This is a genomic window from Vibrio sp. S9_S30, from assembly GCF_014694455.1.
Classification (GTDB): Bacteria; Pseudomonadota; Gammaproteobacteria; order Enterobacterales; family Vibrionaceae; genus Vibrio.
The window spans coordinates 111,212-131,470 of record NZ_JAAUWT010000016.1 but is presented as its reverse complement, the minus strand read 5'-3'; the positions used below and the strand labels follow the sequence as shown (position 1 = coordinate 131,470).

Sequence of the window (20,259 nt, the reverse complement as noted above, 5' to 3'; positions counted from 1 at the left end):
GAAAACATTCAATAGCTTATGAACGAAAAATGTCGCAGTATATAGCTCAAGAGTTTATTTGTATTTTGCAATGTATTTTGCATGCATCTCATAAATGAGATTATAATTGCGATAAAATACATACGGATAAAGAAATAACTTAACTGGAGAGGTAAAGTGAAAGGACGTTATATAGGTGCCATAGGCTGCTTACTTGCTGGCTCGCTCGCCACAAGCGTTTTTGCTCAAACTTTAGAGCAAGCCGTGGCCATTACGCTCGCCACCAACCCAGAAATTAAGAGTGCATTTAGTGACTACATGAGTTATCGCAAAGATAACGAAGCCGCTTCTGGTGCGTACCTTCCCAAATTGGATTTGGACGCGGGTATCGGATTCGAGCATGTAAACCCCGCTCCTGAAAACAGTGAAACAACAGATTTAACTAGAAAGGAAGCGACACTAACATTCACTCAACTTATTTGGGACGGTTCATCCACACTAAACAACATTGATAGAACAGCCGCTGAAGCTGAATCAATGAGGCTACAACTTCTTGCTAACGCACAGGATAAAGCGCTTGAGGTCGCTCAGATTTACCTCGAAGCGGTCAAGTCTGAAGAAATATTGGCGTTATCAGAAAGCAATTTAGCAGTTCATAAGAAAATATACCGGGATATAAAACGCAGAGCAGAGTCTGGAATTGGTTCCGTTGCGGATGTATCTCAAGTAGAGGCTCGTCTTGCAAAAGCCCACGGCAATTTGCTTGCAGCACAAAATAATATCTTTGATGCTCACACTCAATTCACACGCTTAGTTGGTCAAACACCACAAGGTTTGATTTTCCCTCGTGCTGACGAAACATCGATACCTCTTACATTTGAAGATGCTTTAAATACCGCTTATCAGAGTCATCCTGTAGTAAACATTGCCATTGCGGATGTCGATGCTGCACGCTTTCAATACGATCAATCTAAGGGTGTAAACTACCCAACGTTTTCATTTGAAGCTTCAGGTATTTGGCGTGAGGATGCTGGCGGTGTACGTGGTCAAGCAGATGAAGCTAATGCAATGCTTCGCATGCGATACAACTTATACAATGGTGGTTCCGATGCGGCAAATTCGGAACGTGCTGCTTACCAGTTGAATAAAGCGAAAGATCTTAGAGACAGAGCCTACCGTACTGTCAAAGAAAGCTTGCAACTTTCTTGGAGTGCACTGGATCTGACGTTACAGCAAAAAGAATTTTTAGCTGATCACGTAGATTCCGCTGCTGAAACCGTTATTGCTTATGAAAAACAATATCGAATCGGCAAGCGCACTCTTCTTGATTTATTGAATACCGAAAATGAATTATTTGAAGCCCGTAAAGCATACGTTGATGCTCATTATGCCGAGCAGCTAGCGAAATATCGTGTAATGAATGCTTCTGGCGTATTGCTTGACTCTCTTTTGGTTGACATTCCAGATGAGTGGAAAGAATCTGTAGAATATTAAGGTTGAAGTTAATGAAGTTTCTAGCAATAGCGTATTCCGCTCTGCTTGTGTTGCCTTGGCAAGCCCATGCTGATCAGAACGAAGAATACGACTACATCGAGATGCCTAAATCCGAACAAATCGCCGATCTCAGTGACGACGATTATGATGGCGTGGTTAATGCTCGTGACTTATGTACAGGCACTCCTCGTGGCTCCCAAGTCGATAACGATGGATGTGAGACATACATAGAGGCAAAAGAAAAAAAGCAGCTTAAGGTGTTATTTGCAAATGATTCTGATGTCATTACACCTGCATTCATAACGCAAATTAGAACCATGGCTGAATTCCTAGATGCGTACCCAGAAACCTCAATAGAGCTTCAAGGTTTTGCGAGTAAAACGGGTAACGCCGAACATAACTTGGACTTGTCGAAAAGACGTGCCAGTGCGGTCAGAGAGTCCTTAATAAGTTACGGTGTAAGCCATACTCGGATTAAAACGGTTGGGTTTGGTGACTCGGTTTTGGCTGATTTAGGTGAAGGTCAAGTAAGCCATGCGTTAAATCGTCGTGTCATCGCCACGGTAGTGGGTTATAAAGGTTCCGTCATCAACGAATGGAACATCTTTACGACTAAGAAGAAATAACGCCCCCTATACGAATAGAAGCCAGATTCTCAAGAGTCTGGCTTTTTTATTTTTCCATCTTTATCGTGTCAAAATACATGGAAAGTGCTACCCTTTCGGCGAATTTATTAACCTTATTGGATACCCCGATGACAAAACTAACTTCAGACATCGAATCTAACTTAAACTTATTCGTTGAAGAAACAAAGCAGACCAAGCTGGTTTGGGGCTTACGAAATGAAGAGGGTTGGCTAGCTTGCGATTCAACAGAGTTTGAAAACAGCGAAGTCATGCCATTCTGGTCTTCTCGTGGAGATGCAGAACAACACAATGTTGAAGAGTGGGCCGATTTTGAAGTATTAGAGATCCCATTAGATATTTTTGTTGAAGACTGGCTGATCACGCTAGCCGAAGATGGCGTGCTAATTGGAACCAATTGGAATGCTGCGTTGGAAGGGAAAGAAATGGAGCCTTCCGATCTCGCTAAACTGTATCTCTAAAGTTATTCCCTACGCAAAACTGAGACCTAGGAATAAACGGTTTATTCCTAGGCTTTTTTATATAACAAACTCATAACCCCCATGATTGAAATAGTATTTTCTAAAGTAAGTTCCTATTATTTCGGCTCACTTCACTAATTCAGTTTTTCTTTTGCACGAATCTCATTTTCTGTTTCAAAAGGTGACATTTGTACTATTTTCATATGTTCGCACACGTACAATAGCCTCCCTATTTAATATTCTCTCGGGAGCATAAGTGAGAAAGAGTTATCTACTCGCTAGTTTTATCGCCGCATTTATTGCGTTTACTGCTTCTGCGTTTGAGCGCGAGAGCTGGAACGAGCTGTACGCAAATCAATTAAAGACGAATGAACATGCGGCATTAATGATGCTTCAAGAGCGTCATATCATCCTCCCTGACAACGCTGAAAAACTCTATATCTCTACTCAGATTTTCCGATTCTATTCTATTCGTAAACAGCCTTATTACAGCCAATTACCTGATGTTCCAACCAGTTTTGATAAGTTTCAACATACGTTAATCGAAGCCTTAAACGATGAAGCGGTTGGTAACAATCAAGCTGCCTACGCAAAGCTTAAGAATTTAATCAATCAAACAAAAGTCACTCACGATTACCAAAGTCGTACATTGATTGAATATCAACTGTGCTTGCTCCTTAGTCGAATGGGTGAACACCACAGCGCGAAGTTTTATTGCGCATCCGTTGTCAGCCACTTAGAACAAATGGCCGATCCATTCATCCCGCTAAGGGACGCTTATCGCTTACTCGCGAATAACTACTCATACCTTGGAGACTACAAAACCGCTTTAGATATGTACTTCGAAATCATTTCAAGTTCCAAGTCTTATCACGATAATTCAGGGAATTACAACGACATAGGTAATCTTCTTGTTGATATCGGAAGATACGACGAAGCGGAAACTTACCTTCTAAAGTCTCTTGAATTGAGAAGCGAACCAAACACTTTACCGCTAGCGAAAGCTCAAATACTGCATAACCTCGGTAATTTTTATCTCACAACAGGTAAGCTTGATAAGTCACAGCTGTTTTTTCAAAAATCGTTGGACATATTGAAGGCGCTCGATCACCAATACGGTATCGCTCTTTCCTATATAAGCTTAGGAAAACTCAATACAAAATTAGCTCACCACGATTTGAGCAATGCTTACCTTCATAAAGCCATGGATATGGCCGCAGAACAAAACAACCGCGAGATGAAGATAAAAGTTGCATTGAGCCTCAGTGAGGAGTACCTCGCTAGGCAGGTCTATAACGTCGCGATTGAATACGCAAAAACCGCCGTAGAGATTGCCCAAAACGATGAGCTGCCACTGTTTGAAGCCTCGGCAAATTCTTTGCTGTCGCAACTATATGAACAGACAGGCGATTACGAAAAAGCGTTAGAACATTATAAACAATATCATTCACTCGAAATAAATAAGCGCGATATCGAGAATCAGAATGCGTTTGAAGCCTTAGATTTGAGTAAAAGCAAATTAGAAGAAGAGCTTCAAAATTCGAAGTTGATTTTAAAAAATACCGAACAAAAGCACCAACTCGATAACCTAACCCAACGCGATATGATGAATAGGATGTTTATGGTTGTCCTATTTTTCATCATTGGCGGTATTTTATATGCAAATAAAAGAACAAGACAAACTGCTGAAAAAGACTCTCTTACACAAACGTTTAATCGCTTAACGATTCTGGATAAAATCCGCAAGCATCCCCAATCCTCGTCAAATAGTCACAAGCACGTTCTGGTTCTTTTTGATTTAGATAACTTTAAAAACATCAACGATAGCTATGGTCACCCAACAGGAGATATCGCACTAAAGCACGTTGCTCATACGATTACGGAACAGCTTGGAGAAAGAGACTGCATGGGAAGAATTGGGGGGGAAGAGTTTTTAGTATTACTTAACAACGTGTCGGAAGAACAAATCTGGCACCGCGTAGAAAAAATGCGAGAAACAATAGAAATGAGTCATTTTATATCAGAAGACCATCAATCACTGAATTTAACCGCAAGCTTTTCTTATCTTGCAACAGCAGAAAAACTCAGTGACTTTGATGTTTTGTATTCGATACTTGATCAAGCGTTATATCAAGCCAAATCAAATGGCAGAAACTGTATTGTCGACGCGTATACAGACCCTATTGACAACGTTCCTCGCCCTGCTTCGAAACCAATGATTGCATGACGGACTCTCGATTGGCTAAATATTCATTGAGCCCCGTAGATCGCAGATCGCAGGAAGGGCAATCTCCACAACCATCGCCAACCACTCCGTTGTAGCAAGTCAGTGTGTTCTGGCGCACCAAATCGAGCGCTTTGTACTGATCGGCCATTGCCCATGTCTCCGCCTTATTTAGCCACATCAATGGTGTTTTGATGTTCAGCGCTTTATCCATGCCTGAAACCAGTGCTTGGTTCATCGCTTTCACAAACTCATCACGGCAATCAGGATAACCAGAAAAGTCCGTTTCACACACGCCTGTAATAATGGTGTCGGCACCAATTTGATAGGCGTAAATACCAGCCAAGGTAAGAAAGAGGATATTTCTGCCAGGCACAAACGAATTAGGTAACCCATTATCTTGCAGTTCGTGCGAAACGGGAATGTCATCGCGAGTTAACGAACTGATGGCTAGCTCGTTAAGCAAACTCACGTCCATCACCTTATGCGCCGCAATATTTAAGTCACTTGCTAGTTTTTCCGCTACTTCAATTTCAAGCTTATGGCGCTGACCATAATCAAAAGTAATGGCGTGTACTTCATCAAATTCTTCTATCGCTTGAACAAGACAAGTCGTGGAGTCTTGACCACCACTAAAAACGACAACGGCTTTTTTCATATTACGTCCTCAAGCAATGTTTAAATATTTATGGGTTTGAACGGAGAGGCGCCAATTTCGCTCGATACAAGTATCAATACACAGTTTTGTTGCTCTTGGCTTCTGGCTGATAGGTTGAAGCGCTATCGTCGTGTTTTCCGACACGTTGGCGCTAGCGATCAGTTCATCTAGCTGGTCGATGTCTTTTTGAGTGCCTACTGGGTGCTTTATCTCGTTGGCTCGTTCCAAAGCAGATTTAAGAACAGGCAGCTTCCCTTTCATCGCTATTTTAGGTGAAACCGTCACCCAAGTGGATTCTGTCGCTTTCACTTCAAACGTACCACTGGTTTCAATTTGGCATTGGCAACCCATACTCTCGAAAGCTTCCGTTAAGTTCACCAAATCGTACACGCATGGTTCCCCGCCAGTAATCACGATGTGCTTTGCATTAAAGCCATGCAACTTGTATTGCTCAACAATTTGCTGCGCAGACACAAAACACCATGTAGGGGAATCTTCCGTTTTCACCATGATGTCGCCAATAGGGGCTTGATCTTTTTCTTCGGCTTCCCACGTCTGCTTTGTATCGCACCAAGCGCAGCCAACGGGGCATTCTTGCAAACGAACAAACACCGAAGGCACACCTGTGAACGTACCCTCACCTTGGATGGTTTCAAACATTTCGTTGATTTTGTACTGGCTACTCAAAACGTCAACACTTCTTAATCTGGAATCTTAATCGGGTTTACTGCCTAGTAAATACGGTCTAGCGAACAGCAAACTGCCGGATTATACGCACTTCTGTAGAACATACCAGTCTTTGTAAAGTGAGCAAGAAATAGGACCTAGATAGATCCTATCTTAATGCAATGAATACCTTACATTGTTTGATTCTTGCTGGCTCGAAGTTGAGTGATTGCAAATATCAATACAAGAATGGGATACCTAAGCGCTTCTAAAGCTAACGCTAGGGTGGAACTGTAATTTAAAATCCCTTGAACGACTCCAAAAAGTAAATTGGTTACCACTAGCAAAGCAACCACGCCCACTATGTGTTTGGCGCTACGATGATGAGATTCCACCTTCGGTTTTAAGAAAGTAAAGACAGCTGCGATCGCAATGGAAGTGGCGAACCAGTTAGCAAAGTCGGGTCTTGGCCACAAGGTCGCTAACCCCGCAATAATCACCACCGCTACCCACCACACAGATGCGCTGCTTAGTATTTTCCCAGTATGGACATCCTTTTTTTTATCCAACCGATTAAAGTGCCAAACAACCATGGCACCCAATGCTATACCAACCACAACATCCGAGAAGTATTGGGCACCAAGGTAAACACTAGATAAGCCATGGAACAGCACAATAGTGGCAATGGAAGGCAAGTATTGTCGTACTTTTTCGATTGGGTATTCACGAGTGGCGTGTAAGTAAAATAGACCTAATACCGTCACCATAAGTGCGCTCGTCATGCTCGGCATTCCAAACCCAAACGTATCACCAAGCATCAGTTCGGGCATAAAGGCGTGAGGGCGCACAAAACCAACGCCTACTTGCGCAACCAAAGCCAAAATGGCCACACTGACCACAGCGAAGAGCAACTCCGCCCCAAAGTAACGTCCGAACACCATAAATGCTGTTGGAATGAATACAATCAGCATCCAAGGGCTTGCAAGCAGATCACCGACAGATAAAAAGGCGTGAATATACGGAACTAACGCTGGCGGTGCACTTTGTACGCCATCTTGGAGCGCTTTGATGTATTTAATTTCAGCTTGATGCATTGGAGGTGCCGCTTCGACGATATCCTCGATATACGACACTTTTTGTCTGGTTGATTTTTCAGAATAGTATTGCAGAGCCTCGATTTGAGAAGGGTATCGATACGTCGCCTTATTCACTTCATCGATGTTCGCAAGCACCACCTGTTTGGTTTCAATGCCGTAATGAGGGGCAAACCATGCAGGGACGATGTGGTGACCCGCTTCGTCAGTCTGGTTAAAGGCAATAATGGGAGAATCGGAAACGCAATCGTATAAAGCTGCATTACCTAATACGCCTAACTTTCCAAGGGCAGTCACCACTAAACCCGATTCTTCCCAAGCTTCTCTTTCTGCTGCTTTCGCTGGCTCCTCCCCTTCTTCGATAGACCCACCAGGGATGGAAAGTTGCCCTGTGATGGCTTCGCGTACCATAACAATGCGCCCGTCATGGGTGGCAATTAAACATAGCGCACCGTTGTATTGTTGAGGAGGCTCCGTGCTAGCAGACACATTCGCAAATGCGGATAAGTGGGTAAAAGAAGTCAGTACTAGAAAAATAAAACATGAAAACAGACGACGAAATGTCACGATGTATAATCCCTAAAATTAAGAATCGATTAGATCAGACCCTAGTTGAGTGGTTTTCGCATCCAATGGATATGATGCTCTAATCCTAAGTTGTGATAAAAGTTTAAGGCCGCTTCATTGAACTGCCACACTTCTACAAACATTTGTTTCACCCCACAGTCTTGAAAAGAACGCTCCAGACGCAAGAACAATAACGTAGCAATGCCGTGTTGACGAAATTCCGGCTGAACGTATATTTCGTCGATGCTGCCCATTTGTACAGGTTTCATGATGGAGGATTGTAATTCACAGAAATGACCCGAAATAAACCCAACCGCCCCTCGTTCTGGATGCACTGCGACATAAACAAAACATTCAGGATTATCGAGATAGCGAGCAATGCTTTTTTCTTGCTCGACGTCTTCGGCCGTTTTAAACAACTCTGGGGTGACGTTATGATGAAAGTCGTGAAGTTCATACATAAAATCATTGAGTACTTCCAAGTCGGTGGCTTGGGCAGCACGAATCTTAATGAGGCTCATAAGTCTATGGGAATAAAAGCTTATGCGCTAAGTATATACCTAAGTCACTTTCAGTTACTAGGCTCTACAAAATTCATCATTCTCCAGCAGCCTATCGAACAGTCACCAAAAGTAAGCTGTATTCATTACGATCAAAAAGCGCACCCGTTGGATGCGCTCAAATAGTAGCCAGCATGAGATGGCACAATTGCGTTGATAAACTATTTACCTTGATAAACTATTACCTTGATAAACGATCACCTTAATAAACGAATCGACGATATAAGCGGATCACCTATTATAAGCAAATCACCTACTATAAGAAAATCACCTATTTTTCTGATTAAGCACATCTTCCAGTTCATTCAAACTGTTGGGGTCGTCTATTGTGGATGGCACGGTGTATTGTTCGCCATCGGCAATTTGGCGAATCACTCTTCTAAGAATTTTTCCAGATCTCGTTTTCGGTAAACGATCCACGACCAAAGCGTGCTTGAAGCAAGCAACGGCGCCTATCTCTTCCCTTACCTTACCAACCAATTCCTCTTCAAGGTTACCATCGGTTATCGACACACCGTCCTTAAGCACCACAAAACCCAGCGGGGTTTGGCCTTTAATATCGTCGTGTATTCCAACGACTGCGCATTCCGCCACGGCGGGATGCCCACCGACTATCTCTTCCATTTCTCCTGTGGATAGACGATGCCCCGCCACGTTAATCACGTCATCCACTCGCCCCATAATGAACAAGTAACCGTCTTCATCCAAATAGCCCCCATCCCCTGAAACGTAATACTCAGGAAACTGAGACAAATAACCCGATTCAAATCGGTCGTGATTCCGCCATATCGTTGGCAAACAACTTGGCGGGAGTGGACGTTTTATGGCGACATAGCCTTGTTGCCCATAGGCCTTAGGATGACCGCGTTCATCAAGAATCGCGACCTGAAAGCCCGGCATGGGTTTTGTGGCGCTGCCATGTTTAACAGGCAACCTTTCCAGCCCTAGAGGGTTCCCCGCAATCGCCCACCCAGTTTCGGTTTGCCACCAATGATCGATAACAGGTTTGCCAGTGCATGTTTCTACCCATTCTTGAGTGGGCGGATCCAACCTTTCGCCGGCCATAAATAGGCTGTTTAAACTTGATAAGTCGTATTTTTTTATGTGCGTTCCCTCGGGGTCTTCCTTCTTAATGGCTCGGAAAGCCGTTGGCGCCGAAAAGAGCACATTCACACTGTACTCTTCGCAGACTCGCCAAAACGCGCCTGGGTCAGGTGTTTTGATCGGTTTACCTTCAAAAAGAAGGGTTGTGCAACCATGGATAAGTGGAGCATACACAATGTAAGAATGCCCCACGACCCACCCCACATCTGACGCCGCCCAAAACACACCATTTTGTGGAAGGTTGTACAAACAGGACATGGAGTACTTCATCGCAACAGCGTGACCACCATTATCACGCACAACGCCTTTGGGTTTTCCTGTTGTTCCAGAGGTATAAAGAATATAAAGAGGATCGGTCGAATTTACGGGGACACAGTCAGCGATAGGTGCCAAGCTCTGCGCCGCTTGCCAATCAATATCTCGCGATGGGTTCAACGAAGCCACACACTCTGAACGCTGAAAAACGATAACCGAAGAGGGTTTCCAACGGCTGTCCATAATGGCTTGGTCAACAATGGGTTTATACGGCAGTATTGTGGCGACTTCGATACCACAAGATGCCGTCATAACCACTTTCGGTTCCGCATCTTCTATCCGGACAGCAAGCTCATTGGGCGCAAAACCACCAAATACCACAGAATGAATCGCCCCTATTCTGGCGCACGCTAACATGGCCATGGCAGCCTGAGGGATCATTGGCATGTAGATAACGACTCGGTCACCTTTTTCAACGCCTAGCTTCACCAGCATACCTGCCGTTTTAGCCACTTCTTTTTGAAGCTGCGTGTAAGAGTAACTGCGCTTTGCCCCCGTAACCGGTGAATCGTAAATCAATGCCGTTTTGTTTCCGTTACCTTGTTCGATATGGTAGTCAAGAGCAAGCCAACAGGTATTTAAGACGCCATCAGCGAACCATCGGTCTATGCCATTTTCATCTTTACTTAACACCGTTTCGGGAAACTGAAACCAATCCAAGTTTTGGGCTTGTTTGTTCCAAAACACTTCCGATTCATTACAGGAAAGCCGATATTCTTTTTCGTAGGTAGACATCCGTTCTTCCTCCGATATAAAAAGGGAGCCGATAACGACTCCCTTTTCCGTTAATTAATGGTAAACAAGCTCATGAACTCGTGAACAGGCGTGCTTTCAAGAGCTTGTTGATCTGCACACAAATCAAAGAGTTGCTGAGAACGCATTGCAGTGAAGCGAGTTTGCAGGTTTCGAAGGAATTTTTGCTCCAGCACCGGAATGCCTTCTTCACGGCGACGACGATGACCAATCGGGTATTCAATTTCAATCTTATTCGTGGATGTGCCATCCTCAAAAAAGACTTGTATCGCATTGGCTATCGAACGCTTGTCGGATTCCAAATACTCCCGGCTGTAGCGTGAATCCTCTATGATCACCATTTTCTCTCGCAGCGCATCAATCCGAGGATCACCATTATGGAAGCTATCTTCATAATGTTCTGCAATCAAATCCCCGTAAATCAAAGGCACAGCAATCATGTATTGTAAGCAGTGATCTCTGTCTGCAGGGTTCGCTAACTTGCCGGATTTAGAGATAATGCGAATGGCAGACTCATGAGTCGTTACTTCAATTTTGCTGACCTGATCGATTCTGTCTTTCACCTCAGAGTGCAAAGCCACCGCACATTCCACTGCGGTTTGAGAGTGAAACTCTGCGGGGAAAGAAATTTTGAATAAGACATTTTCCATCACGTAGCTTTCAAATGGCTGATTCACCTTAAAGTGTTCACTATTGAAAAGCACATCGTAGTACCCCCACTTCGGCGCCGTTAACACGGATGGCAACCCCATTTCCCCTTTCATGGTGATCATCGCAAGACGTACCGCACGTGACGTCGCGTCCCCTGCCGCCCATGACTTTCGTGAACCGGCATTCGGCGCATGTCGGTACGTTCTTAATGCACAACCATCGACCCAAGCCTGTGAGACCGCATCAATGATTTGCGCTTTGCTGCCTCCGAGCATTTTGGTGACCACAGCAGTCGAGGCCACTCGCACCAACAAGACGTGATCCAGCCCAACTCGGTTATAGGAGTTCTCGAGTGCCAACACCCCTTGAATCTCATGCGCTTTGATCATTGCTGTTAGAACGTCTTTCATAGTGAGAGGCGCTTTCCCTTCAGCAACGGCCACTCGGCTTAAGTAATCGGCGGTGGCTAAAATGCCCCCCAAATTATCTGACGGATGCCCCCACTCCGCAGCCAACCACGTGTCATTAAAGTCCAACCAGCGGATCATACAACCAATATTAAACGCGGCGGTGATTGGGTCGAGCTCATGGCTCGTGCCTGGCACCCTTGCGCCATGTCTAACCGTTGTGCCCGGCACTATGGGACCAAGATGCTTGGTGCACTCTGGGAAACGGAGCGCGAGCAAGCCACCCCCCAATGTATCCATCAGGCAATTTCTAGCTGTGTTGTATGCTTCTTCCGATTGAATAACGGTGTTGCTGACGTACTCGGCGATTTGGACAAGTAATTCATCAGGCGCTGGACGTTCATTGATTTCTACATTTTGTGACATTCGTTATTCCTTAACTGTTCTGATTACCATTCGTTAATTGCATTTAGCGTTGCTCTAATGGCAACCACTCTTGATGTTCTGGTCCGGTGTAATCCGCACTGGGTCGAATGATTCGATTATTCTCTCGTTGCTCGAACACATGGGCGCACCAGCCAGTCAAACGGCTCATTACAAAAATGGGGGTAAACAACTTGGTGGGGATACCCATAAAATGATACGCAGAGGCATGGAAGAAATCGGCGTTGCAGAACAAGCCTTTCTCGCGTTTCATGACGGACTCGACTCGCTCGCTCACGGCATAAAGCTGGGTGTCACCCACGGATTCCGACAACGTTTTCGACCACGCTTTAATCAGCGCATTGCGTGGGTCGCTTTCACGATAGATCGCATGCCCAAACCCCATGATCTTCTCTTTACGCGCCAACATGCCAAGAATTTCTTGCTCGGCTTGTTCTGGTGTATGCCAATTTTCTATCATCGCCATGGCGGCTTCATTGGCACCACCGTGTAAAGGACCCCGTAATGTCCCGATTGCGCCAGTCACGCATGAATGGATATCCGAGAGCGTGGAGGCACATACCCGAGCGGTAAAGGTGGACGCATTAAATTCATGTTCCGCATACAAAATCAAGGAACAGTGCATAACCTTTTTATGCAGTTCTGAAGCTGGTGCGTCCGACAGCATTTTCAGGAAATAGCCCCCAATGCTGTCTTCACTCTGATCTTCTGTATCAATCCGCACCCCATCATGCGAGAAGCGATACCAATAACAAATGACCGCAGGAAACAACGCTAGCATTCGCTCTGTGGCCATGAGTTGGTCATCAAAGGATACTTCTGTTTCCAAATTGCCTAAAACGGAACAACCGGTTCGCATAACATCCATTGGGTGAGCAGTTGCAGGCAATAATTCAAGAGCGTTTTTTAGTGGTTCAGGTAAGCCTCTTAAGCGCTTCAAATTCAACTTGTATTCATCGAGTGCTTGTTGGTTTGGCAACCTGCCTCGTAGTAACAAATAAGCAACCTCTTCAAACTCAGCGTGATTAGCCAAATCCGTAATGTCGTATCCTCGATAGGTCAGCCCTGTTCCGCTCTTTCCTACGGTACACAGTGCTGTTGAACCAGCGCTTTGCCCACGCAGTCCCGCCCCACCCAGTGGTTTATCTGTCATGACAGACTCCTTGTCATTTTGCCTTTGCCTGTTCGTTATTTTTATAGGTGAACAGTACGCCAGCACTTCACGTTATTGGATAAAGTACGTCTATGTTTTGTCTGCGAACAACTCGTCGAGCTTGTCCTCATAGTCGTGGTAATTTAAGTGTTGATATAACTCTTTTCGGGTTTGCATTTGGTCAGTCAAAGCTTCTTGACTGCCCTCATTCAATAAATGGGAATACACCATTTCGGCCGCTTTATTCATGGCTCGGAAGGCGCTGAGTGGGTAAAGCACCATATCCACAGAATGCGCAGCCAGCACTTCGCTTTTATAAAGTGGCGTTTGTCCAAATTCGGTAATATTGGCCAGTATGGGCACCTTGTAACCAAAATGCTGCGCTAACGAATCCGACAACCTTTGGTATTGATTTAATTCCACAAAGGCTTCGGGGAACAACATGTCCGCGCCCGATTCAACGTACGCAATACAACGTTCAATGGCACTGTCCATACCTTCTACCGCGAGGGCATCCGTTCTTGCCATTAATACGAAATCGGCATCGTTTTTTGCATCCACAGCCGCTTTGATGCGATCGGTCATTTCTTGCGTGGATACAATGGCTTTATTGGGCCTGTGACCACATCGCTTTTGCGCGACTTGATCTTCCATGTGCACCGCGGCGGCTCCTGCTTTTTCTATCGACTTTACGGTGCGCGCGATATTGAACGCGCCACCAAATCCAGTATCGATGTCGACAAGCAAAGGCAGGTCACAGGCGTTGGTTACGCGCTCCACATCCACCAGCACATCATTCAACGTCGTTATTCCTAAATCGGGTAACCCGTATGACGCATTGGCTATCCCCCCTCCAGACAAATAAATCGCCTGATGCCCCGTATTTTTGGCCATCATGGCGCAATAGGCATTGATGGTGCCGACAATTTGCAGCGGGTGATGGTTCTCCACCGCTAAGCGAAACTTTTTCCCTTGTGAGACTCTGGGGCTTGTCATGCTTCACTCTCCTGTTGAATTTGCTCTTCGATAAGTTGGCGGCTGCATGCAATGTGTCTTCTCATCAGCATTTCCGCTAATTCTTCATCCCGAGATCGAATGGCTCTTAAGATGAACTTGTGTTCTTCCAGCGCTTGCTCTGGTCGTGAGTGAGACCGAGGAGATTGGTAACGGTACATTCTGAGTAAGTGATACAACTCGCCGCACAACAGAGTGATGAGCTTCGTATTTCGGCTGGCTTTAATAATGCGATAGTGAAAGTCAAAATCACCGTGCTGATGAAAGTAAGATGAACCTTCTACTTGAAGGATATGCTCGGAATGGGTCGACAATAACGATTCAAGCGCTTCTAATTCATCATCTGTAATGTGCCTCGCCGCAAGCCTCGCCGCCATTCCCTCAAGCGCTTCTCGCACGGCATACAATTCCGATAGATGAGTCAACGAAATCTCGATAACGCGCGCACCCACGTGTGGAATTCGCTCAACCAGCCCTAGCCCTTCAAGCCGCATTATCGCTTCTCTTAGTGGACCTCGGCTGACATTAAATCGCTTTGCAAGCTCAGGCTCCGAGATTTTGCTGCCGGGCAGAATGCGCCCTTCTACAATCGCTTCGACTAAGCTACTGGTTAGGTTTTCCGATTTTGTCGCTTCTTTCTCAGGTACGGAAACAGACATTACCTCGCTCCACATTGTCTACAATTGGCAATATTTGATCACAAATTAGTCTCTAAAATCTAATTTTTCAATTAAATTGTCGACAATTTAGACCAATGTCGTATAAGTACTCATCAAAAGTGATTATGGATAAGCCAGTAAACTGTCTATGCGAATAAATGAAAAAGCCGTATTCGTTCCATTGAATACGGCTTAAGAGATTGCTAATGATTCAAACGTTTACTTTTTGCTTGGGATTTCCATAACACCACTATGCCCGATGGATAAAACCCCATTAATTTGCAAAGATGCAAAACACAACCCAATGATCGCTATCGCGCATAAAACAATAAGTAGCCATTTATGTCCATATCCTGTTAGGAACGACATAATCACGAAAACTAGTACAAATGGCGCAACTTGTAATATGTATGGTTGAGCGTTTAACTTGATTAACCACGCTCCTACAAACACGGTCAGCCAAGAAAATACATATAGTGATATAAACATTCCAATCCTCTATTTCGAATCTACACGACAAAGCGATTTAGGTGCAATGCGCCCGCCGCCCCACATCTTTCCTTTTATTTGTGATACGTGATAGGCACTTCCATCCCAAGGATCACAAACTACTGCTTCATCGCCCCAGCTTTTTGGGTCGTCACTTTTACCTGTACTTATACAACCAATGACCACAAATGCATGATCAGCGTTTACACGAATCATGTAATCCGTGGGCTTAAACCCATTATCAATCAACAAAAAAATCCTTATTTAACAGAAAGTTACCAAATATAACTTGTCTAATGCCTCATATGCAATAGGGTTAATTTAATGATCGTGAACAATATGAACTTAATTCACTTTTTGTTTTTTATTCTTTTTAAGTCCTCTATCTGGGCTTTCACACTTCAGCACACTAACTTAACAACCAGCTCAATATGGCAACATAAACATAACAAAACGAGTTTATCTATGACGTAAGCTCAACGACATAAGGAACGTGACATGATAAAGGTACTGAAACCCTCTTTGGCGGCAGCCGTTATTGCTGCTAGCTTTTCTTTCAGCGCATTTGCCGCTGACATGGAAAAAATTCACTTTTTGATCCCTGGCGGTGCTGGCGGTGGTTGGGATATGACGGCTCGTGGTACGGGTGATGCGTTGGTTAAATCCAATATTGTCGACAAAGTTTCATTCCAAAATCTGTCTGGGGGTGGGGGTGGTAAAGCGATTGCATACCTTATCGAAACCGCGGAGCGTCAAGAAAACACACTCATGGTGAATTCAACGCCAATCGTTGTCCGTTCCCTGACGGGGATTTTCCCACAATCTTTCCGTGACTTAACACCGGTTGCTGCCACCATTGCCGATTACGGTGCGATCGTTACATCAGCGGATTCCAAGTACAACACGTGGCAAGAAGTGGTTGCGGATTTTAAAGATGACCCACGCAAAGTAAAAATCGCCGGTGGTTCAGCGCGAGGCAGTATGGATCACTTAGTCGTCGCGGCGGCCTTTAAAGGTGAAGGCTTTGATGCTAAATCCGTACGCTACATTGCATACGATGCAGGGGGTAAAGCTATGGCTGCGCTGCTCTCTGGTGAAACTCAGCTTCTTTCTACAGGGCTTGGAGAGGTGCTCGAAATGTCGAAAAGCGGTCAAGTGAAAATACTGGCAGTGACCGCGCCTAAACGCCTCCCTGCGGCACCAGACATTCCAACACTCGTTGAAAAGGGTAACAACACCGTTTTTGCGAACTGGCGTGGTTTCTTCGCCGCACCGGGGACGCCTCAAGCAAAAATCGACGAATACAATAATGCGCTCTCTAAGATGTACACCACTAAAGAATGGGCGACGGTTCGAGACCGTAATGGATGGATTGATAACTACAAGCCCGATCAAGCTTTCTACAAGTTCCTAGAAGAGCAGGAAGAAACAATGGGCTCGCTGATGCGTGAACTTGGTTTCCTGAAGTAAGAGATTGATCGCTCTCGTGCTGTTAAGCAGCCGAACCTAGCAGGCTGTTTTGTTTGAGCTGCTTAACTCACAGAGCTGGTTGTTCCGCCCCTTTTGCCGTGTGCGCTGTAAAGCGACAAACTCCTTTGTTTATTTAGTTATCCTTCAGTGAGGTTGCCATACCCGCGCCATCACAACTAAATTGATTAACTGAGCGTACGCGGCTCTTTTCCTTCCAAGTTGAACAAAGGAATGAAGATATGTCTGTTAAGCCCACCAACCTATTTTGCCGCGACCGTGTGGGTGCGATGATATTTCTCGTCGTCTGCTTATGTTACGGCTATCAAACCACGCAAATCCCTCTATTTCCCGGGGATGAATACGAACCCTTTACAGCGCGCACACTTCCGACACTGCTCACTTTTGTTGGCGTTGTCCTCTCTTTGATGCTGCTTGTCACTGGTCGCCCTGATGACGAAAACAGTTCACTCACGGGGTTTGATTGGAAACTGCTTAGTGGTTTCCTCGTGTTAATGGCGATGTATGGCGTCGGTCTTACCTACGTTGGATTTGTACTAGCCACTGGTTTATTTCTAATGATCGGGTTCTACATGCTTGGAGAACGCAAGAAATCCATCTTGCTTGGCGCGTCTTTCCCGTTTGTTATCGCTTTCTATTTACTACTGACACAAGGTTTGGATATCTATCTGGAACCGGGTGTTTTGTTCTCTATCTGGTAGGAGATTGACATGTTAGATGGAATATTAGCGGGTCTCTCTACCGCAGTGATGCCAATGAACATCATGATGGTGATCGTGGGCTGTTTCGTCGGAACGTTTATTGGCATGTTGCCGGGGCTTGGTCCGATTTCGGCTATCGCATTGATGATCCCGATCAGTTATGGCCTTGATCCCGCATCGGGGTTGATTCTCATGGCTGGGGTGTATTATGGGGCCGTTTTCGGAGGTTCTACCTCTTCAATCTTGATTAACGCTCCGGGGTGTTCGTCGACAGTGGTGACCGCGTTTGATGGCTACCCAATGGCACAAAAAGGCATGGCCGGTAAGGCGCTGGCACTGGCGGCTTACTCCTCTTTTACTGGAGGCACGCTTTCAGCCATCATGTTATTGGTTGCTGCCCCTGCCCTTGCCAGCGTTTCGTTAAGCTTCCAATCTTCCGATTATTTCGCACTCATGTTGCTCGGTTTGTCTGCCGTCGCCGCGTTCGCTGGTAAAGGTCAGGTATTGAAAGCGTGGATGATGACCATTTTAGGCTTAATGCTTTCAACGGTAGGTATCGACAAAGGTGTTGGTGTGGAACGCTTCACCTTTGGTTTGACTGATTTGATGGATGGTTTTAGCTTCCTATTACTTGCCATGGCTACATTTGCCCTTGGCGAAACCTTAATGGGCATTCTAAAGCCACAACAAGACACCCGAGGTGATGAAAGCAACAAGATCAAAAACTTAGGCAGCATGAAAGTCACCAAAGAAGAAATCAAAGAGGTAGCTCCTGTTTCTCTGCGCTCTTCCGTACTGGGTTTTTTTACGGGTGTGCTTCCTGGTGCAGGCGCAACCATTGCAGCGTTTTTAAGTTACGGAATGGAACGTAACCTTGCGCCCAAAGACAAGCGTGAAGAGTTCGGTAAGGGCAGCATCCGAGGCTTGGTTGCCCCAGAGTCTGCCAACAATGCCGCGTCTAGTGGTTCCTTTGTTCCTTTGCTTACGTTAGGCATTCCGGGATCAGGCACCACGGCCATCATGCTAGGTGCCCTGATTGCGTATGGCATTCAGCCAGGTCCGCGCCTGTTTGTGGATCACCCGGATGTATTCTGGTCGGTTATCATCTCCATGTACTTTGGTAACATTGTGTTGATTATCTTAAACCTACCGCTGATCCCATACATCTCGAAGCTACTGATGGTGCCTCGTACCGTACTTCTGCCCATGATTCTGTTCTTCTCCATCACTGGTGTGTACTTGGTGTCATTTAACACGATGGATGTGTTCATCATGCTATTGATTGCCATGGCAGCCATCGCATTAAGGTTGGCAAACTTCCCGCTTGCCCCATTACTACTCGGATTTATTCTGGGCGGATTGATGGAAGAAAACCTACGCCGTGCGCTTATGATCAGTGACGGTGAACTGAGTTTCCTTTGGGAGCGCCCTATAACGGGGGTCTTCGCGACATTAGCGCTAGCTGTTCTGCTAAGCCCTCTTATCGCTCAGCTTGTTGGATTTTTAAAACAACGCCATGCCTCAGCCCCGAACCACCAAGATTAGTTCGAGAACACGCACTTAGGTACTAATGACAAGATCTCAAAAGGCTTCTGAAAAACCGGAAGCCTTTTGGTTTTCTAAAAGCTTATTGGTTTACAAAGTTTTTAAAGATTTTAATTGATAAAACGTTTCACGCCGTCGATGGACTGGTTGTTCACAACGCCATGTTAATCCAGCATTTCCGCTTTCGTTGCAATGTCGCTAGGCATACTTAACTGCCAACGCTTTAACTCTTTCTTACTGAATATGAACACCCCTTTCTTGGGTGTGATAATGGTTGGCATGTCACCCGTTTCATTATACTCATTAATTAATTTGGCCACTTCAATCCCTTGCTCAAGCGCACTGATACTCAACCCACCAATGGCTCTCCCTTTGCCAACGGAATACGACCAAAACGCAAAAACAGGTAAGGGGGAGTTTTCACTTGTCCAAGTGCTCACTTCATCCAATGAATAGTGCCTGCCAGATTCGTCTTTTAATGCAGCATAGTTGGCGATGATAATGGCATCATAGCCCTGTTGTTTGGCCTTCAAGACATTACTTTCCCAGAGTTCGTACTTCGAAATCAGGCTGGTATCCACCGTTATTCCATTAATATCTTGAGTTAACTTATTACTAAAAGAGGTATTGAGAATGGCATGCGATGTCACCGTCCCGTCCATCAGTACTCGAACCTTCGCTACGTCGGGTAACACTTTGCTGATCATATAAACGGATCGCTTCATCAGTGGTCGCTCTAACACGCCTGATATATTGGGGGTGATTGGCACATAGTTTCGAGGATTAGCATTAATTCCTAAGAAGAAAGTAGGAATGTTGCTTTCGATTAAGCGGGGACCTAAATATTTCAGCGCATTATCGTCAGACACCACCACAATATCGGGATTGTGCTGCTGAATAAACGCCCACGCTTTATCCGCTATGGCAGGAAACTGACTCACTGGCTTACGCTTAGTATCCATTTGGAAGTCATGGATATTCATATTCTCGATTTCGCTATGGAAGCCTTCTCGATACTCTTCTACCCATGGGTATTCAAAATGATAGCTATGAATAAAAACAAGTTCTTTAGCAAAACTCGTGTTTGCAGATAGCGTCACCGTCAGCAGCAAAAACAATTTTCTCATAAGAAAGCCCTAACACATTGCCTTATCCAAGTTTAGACAATTTGTTAGGATCTGTTCATTTT

At 45.1% G+C, this 20,259-nt stretch carries 18 protein-coding genes; 7 read left to right on the top strand and 11 right to left on the bottom strand.

Annotated elements, in window-relative coordinates; all coding sequences use genetic code 11:
• Positions 1-171: 171 nt before the first annotated feature.
• The 4 genes from HC752_RS18260 (at position 172) to HC752_RS18245 (ending at position 4,805) form a co-directional block, all read left to right on the top strand.
• Entirely contained in the window at positions 172-1,473 is a 1,302-nt protein-coding gene (locus tag HC752_RS18260) for a TolC family outer membrane protein (protein WP_446751450.1), read from the top strand.
• 11 nt (positions 1,474-1,484) lie between these two features.
• Positions 1,485-2,099: an OmpA family protein gene (locus tag HC752_RS18255; RefSeq protein ID WP_190336600.1), complete on the top strand. Its 615-nt coding sequence runs from the start codon at positions 1,485-1,487 to the stop codon at positions 2,097-2,099.
• Between the two features lie 128 nt (positions 2,100-2,227).
• Complete coding sequence (locus tag HC752_RS18250) at positions 2,228-2,578, top strand: DUF2750 domain-containing protein (protein WP_190336599.1); 351 nt, start codon at positions 2,228-2,230, stop codon at positions 2,576-2,578.
• Positions 2,579-2,834: 256 nt separating this feature from the next.
• Complete coding sequence (locus tag HC752_RS18245; RefSeq protein WP_190336598.1) at positions 2,835-4,805, top strand: diguanylate cyclase; 1,971 nt, start codon at positions 2,835-2,837, stop codon at positions 4,803-4,805.
• On the opposite strand, the gene queC is transcribed toward HC752_RS18245, so the two are convergent.
• The 10 genes from queC to HC752_RS18195 all read right to left on the bottom strand — a co-directional run bounded on the left by queC (position 4,759) and on the right by HC752_RS18195 (position 15,588).
• Entirely contained in the window at positions 4,759-5,460 is a 702-nt protein-coding gene (queC, locus tag HC752_RS18240) for a 7-cyano-7-deazaguanine synthase QueC (protein WP_190336597.1), read from the bottom strand. The genes HC752_RS18245 and queC overlap by 47 nt on opposite strands.
• 9 nt (positions 5,461-5,469) lie before the next feature.
• Entirely contained in the window at positions 5,470-6,120 is a 651-nt protein-coding gene (queE, locus tag HC752_RS18235; RefSeq protein ID WP_190336612.1) for a 7-carboxy-7-deazaguanine synthase QueE, read from the bottom strand.
• Positions 6,121-6,317: 197 nt separating this feature from the next.
• Entirely contained in the window at positions 6,318-7,787 is a 1,470-nt protein-coding gene (locus HC752_RS18230; RefSeq protein ID WP_190336596.1) for an NUDIX domain-containing protein, read from the bottom strand.
• A 41-nt stretch (positions 7,788-7,828) separates the two neighbouring features.
• The gene (locus tag HC752_RS18225) at positions 7,829-8,308 is read right to left on the bottom strand and encodes a GNAT family N-acetyltransferase (RefSeq protein ID WP_190336595.1); all 480 of its coding nucleotides are present in this window, start codon (positions 8,306-8,308) and stop codon (positions 7,829-7,831) included.
• Positions 8,309-8,614: 306 nt separating this feature from the next.
• Positions 8,615-10,501: a propionyl-CoA synthetase gene (locus HC752_RS18220; RefSeq protein ID WP_190336594.1), complete on the bottom strand. Its 1,887-nt coding sequence runs from the start codon at positions 10,499-10,501 to the stop codon at positions 8,615-8,617.
• Between the two features lie 50 nt (positions 10,502-10,551).
• A complete protein-coding gene (locus tag HC752_RS18215) occupies positions 10,552-12,003 on the bottom strand; it encodes a bifunctional 2-methylcitrate dehydratase/aconitate hydratase (RefSeq protein WP_190336593.1) in 1,452 nt (483 codons plus the stop codon).
• 43 nt (positions 12,004-12,046) lie between these two features.
• Positions 12,047-13,174 carry a bifunctional 2-methylcitrate synthase/citrate synthase gene (prpC, locus tag HC752_RS18210; RefSeq protein ID WP_190336592.1) on the bottom strand — a complete coding sequence of 376 codons (1,128 nt, stop codon included), beginning with the start codon at positions 13,172-13,174 and terminating at the stop codon, positions 12,047-12,049.
• Positions 13,175-13,264: 90 nt separating this feature from the next.
• Positions 13,265-14,170 (bottom strand): methylisocitrate lyase, encoded by a 906-nt coding sequence (gene prpB, locus HC752_RS18205; RefSeq protein WP_190336591.1) that lies wholly within the window; start codon positions 14,168-14,170, stop codon positions 13,265-13,267.
• Positions 14,167-14,847, bottom strand: a complete 681-nt coding sequence (locus HC752_RS18200; RefSeq protein WP_446751449.1) for a GntR family transcriptional regulator — start codon at positions 14,845-14,847, stop codon at positions 14,167-14,169. The genes prpB and HC752_RS18200 overlap by 4 nt, the downstream gene beginning before the upstream one ends.
• Before the next feature lie 498 nt (positions 14,848-15,345).
• On the bottom strand, positions 15,346-15,588 hold the full coding sequence (locus tag HC752_RS18195) for a hypothetical protein (protein WP_190336589.1): 243 nt from the start codon (positions 15,586-15,588) through the stop codon (positions 15,346-15,348).
• A 246-nt stretch (positions 15,589-15,834) separates the two neighbouring features.
• On the opposite strand from HC752_RS18195, the gene HC752_RS18190 reads away from it, so the two are divergent.
• From HC752_RS18190 to HC752_RS18180, 3 genes are all read left to right on the top strand, one after another.
• Entirely contained in the window at positions 15,835-16,806 is a 972-nt protein-coding gene (locus HC752_RS18190; protein WP_190336588.1) for a tripartite tricarboxylate transporter substrate binding protein, read from the top strand.
• A 239-nt stretch (positions 16,807-17,045) separates the two neighbouring features.
• Positions 17,046-17,525, top strand: a complete 480-nt coding sequence (locus HC752_RS18185; protein WP_190336587.1) for a tripartite tricarboxylate transporter TctB family protein — start codon at positions 17,046-17,048, stop codon at positions 17,523-17,525.
• 9 nt (positions 17,526-17,534) lie between these two features.
• Positions 17,535-19,070 carry a tripartite tricarboxylate transporter permease gene (locus tag HC752_RS18180; RefSeq protein ID WP_190336586.1) on the top strand — a complete coding sequence of 512 codons (1,536 nt, stop codon included), beginning with the start codon at positions 17,535-17,537 and terminating at the stop codon, positions 19,068-19,070.
• A 164-nt stretch (positions 19,071-19,234) separates the two neighbouring features.
• Here HC752_RS18180 and HC752_RS18175 read toward each other — a convergent pair whose 3' ends face one another.
• On the bottom strand, positions 19,235-20,197 hold the full coding sequence (locus tag HC752_RS18175; RefSeq protein WP_190336585.1) for an ABC transporter substrate-binding protein: 963 nt from the start codon (positions 20,195-20,197) through the stop codon (positions 19,235-19,237).
• Positions 20,198-20,259 lie beyond the last annotated feature (62 nt).

Coding starts and splice junctions, on each gene's coding strand:
- HC752_RS18255 (WP_190336600.1), top strand. CDS start 1,485: ATGAAGTTTCTAGCAATAGCGTATTCCGCTCTGCTTGTGTTGCCTTGG.
- HC752_RS18250 (WP_190336599.1), top strand. CDS start 2,228: ATGACAAAACTAACTTCAGACATCGAATCTAACTTAAACTTATTCGTT.
- queC (WP_190336597.1), bottom strand. CDS start 5,460: ATGAAAAAAGCCGTTGTCGTTTTTAGTGGTGGTCAAGACTCCACGACT.
- queE (WP_190336612.1), bottom strand. CDS start 6,120: ATGTTTGAAACCATCCAAGGTGAGGGTACGTTCACAGGTGTGCCTTCG.
- HC752_RS18225 (WP_190336595.1), bottom strand. CDS start 8,308: ATGAGCCTCATTAAGATTCGTGCTGCCCAAGCCACCGACTTGGAAGTA.
- HC752_RS18220 (WP_190336594.1), bottom strand. CDS start 10,501: ATGTCTACCTACGAAAAAGAATATCGGCTTTCCTGTAATGAATCGGAA.
- HC752_RS18215 (WP_190336593.1), bottom strand. CDS start 12,003: ATGTCACAAAATGTAGAAATCAATGAACGTCCAGCGCCTGATGAATTA.
- prpC (WP_190336592.1), bottom strand. CDS start 13,174: ATGACAGATAAACCACTGGGTGGGGCGGGACTGCGTGGGCAAAGCGCT.
- prpB (WP_190336591.1), bottom strand. CDS start 14,170: ATGACAAGCCCCAGAGTCTCACAAGGGAAAAAGTTTCGCTTAGCGGTG.
- HC752_RS18200 (WP_446751449.1), bottom strand. CDS start 14,847: ATGTCTGTTTCCGTACCTGAGAAAGAAGCGACAAAATCGGAAAACCTA.
- HC752_RS18190 (WP_190336588.1), top strand. CDS start 15,835: ATGATAAAGGTACTGAAACCCTCTTTGGCGGCAGCCGTTATTGCTGCT.
- HC752_RS18185 (WP_190336587.1), top strand. CDS start 17,046: ATGTCTGTTAAGCCCACCAACCTATTTTGCCGCGACCGTGTGGGTGCG.
- HC752_RS18180 (WP_190336586.1), top strand. CDS start 17,535: ATGTTAGATGGAATATTAGCGGGTCTCTCTACCGCAGTGATGCCAATG.
- HC752_RS18175 (WP_190336585.1), bottom strand. CDS start 20,197: ATGAGAAAATTGTTTTTGCTGCTGACGGTGACGCTATCTGCAAACACG.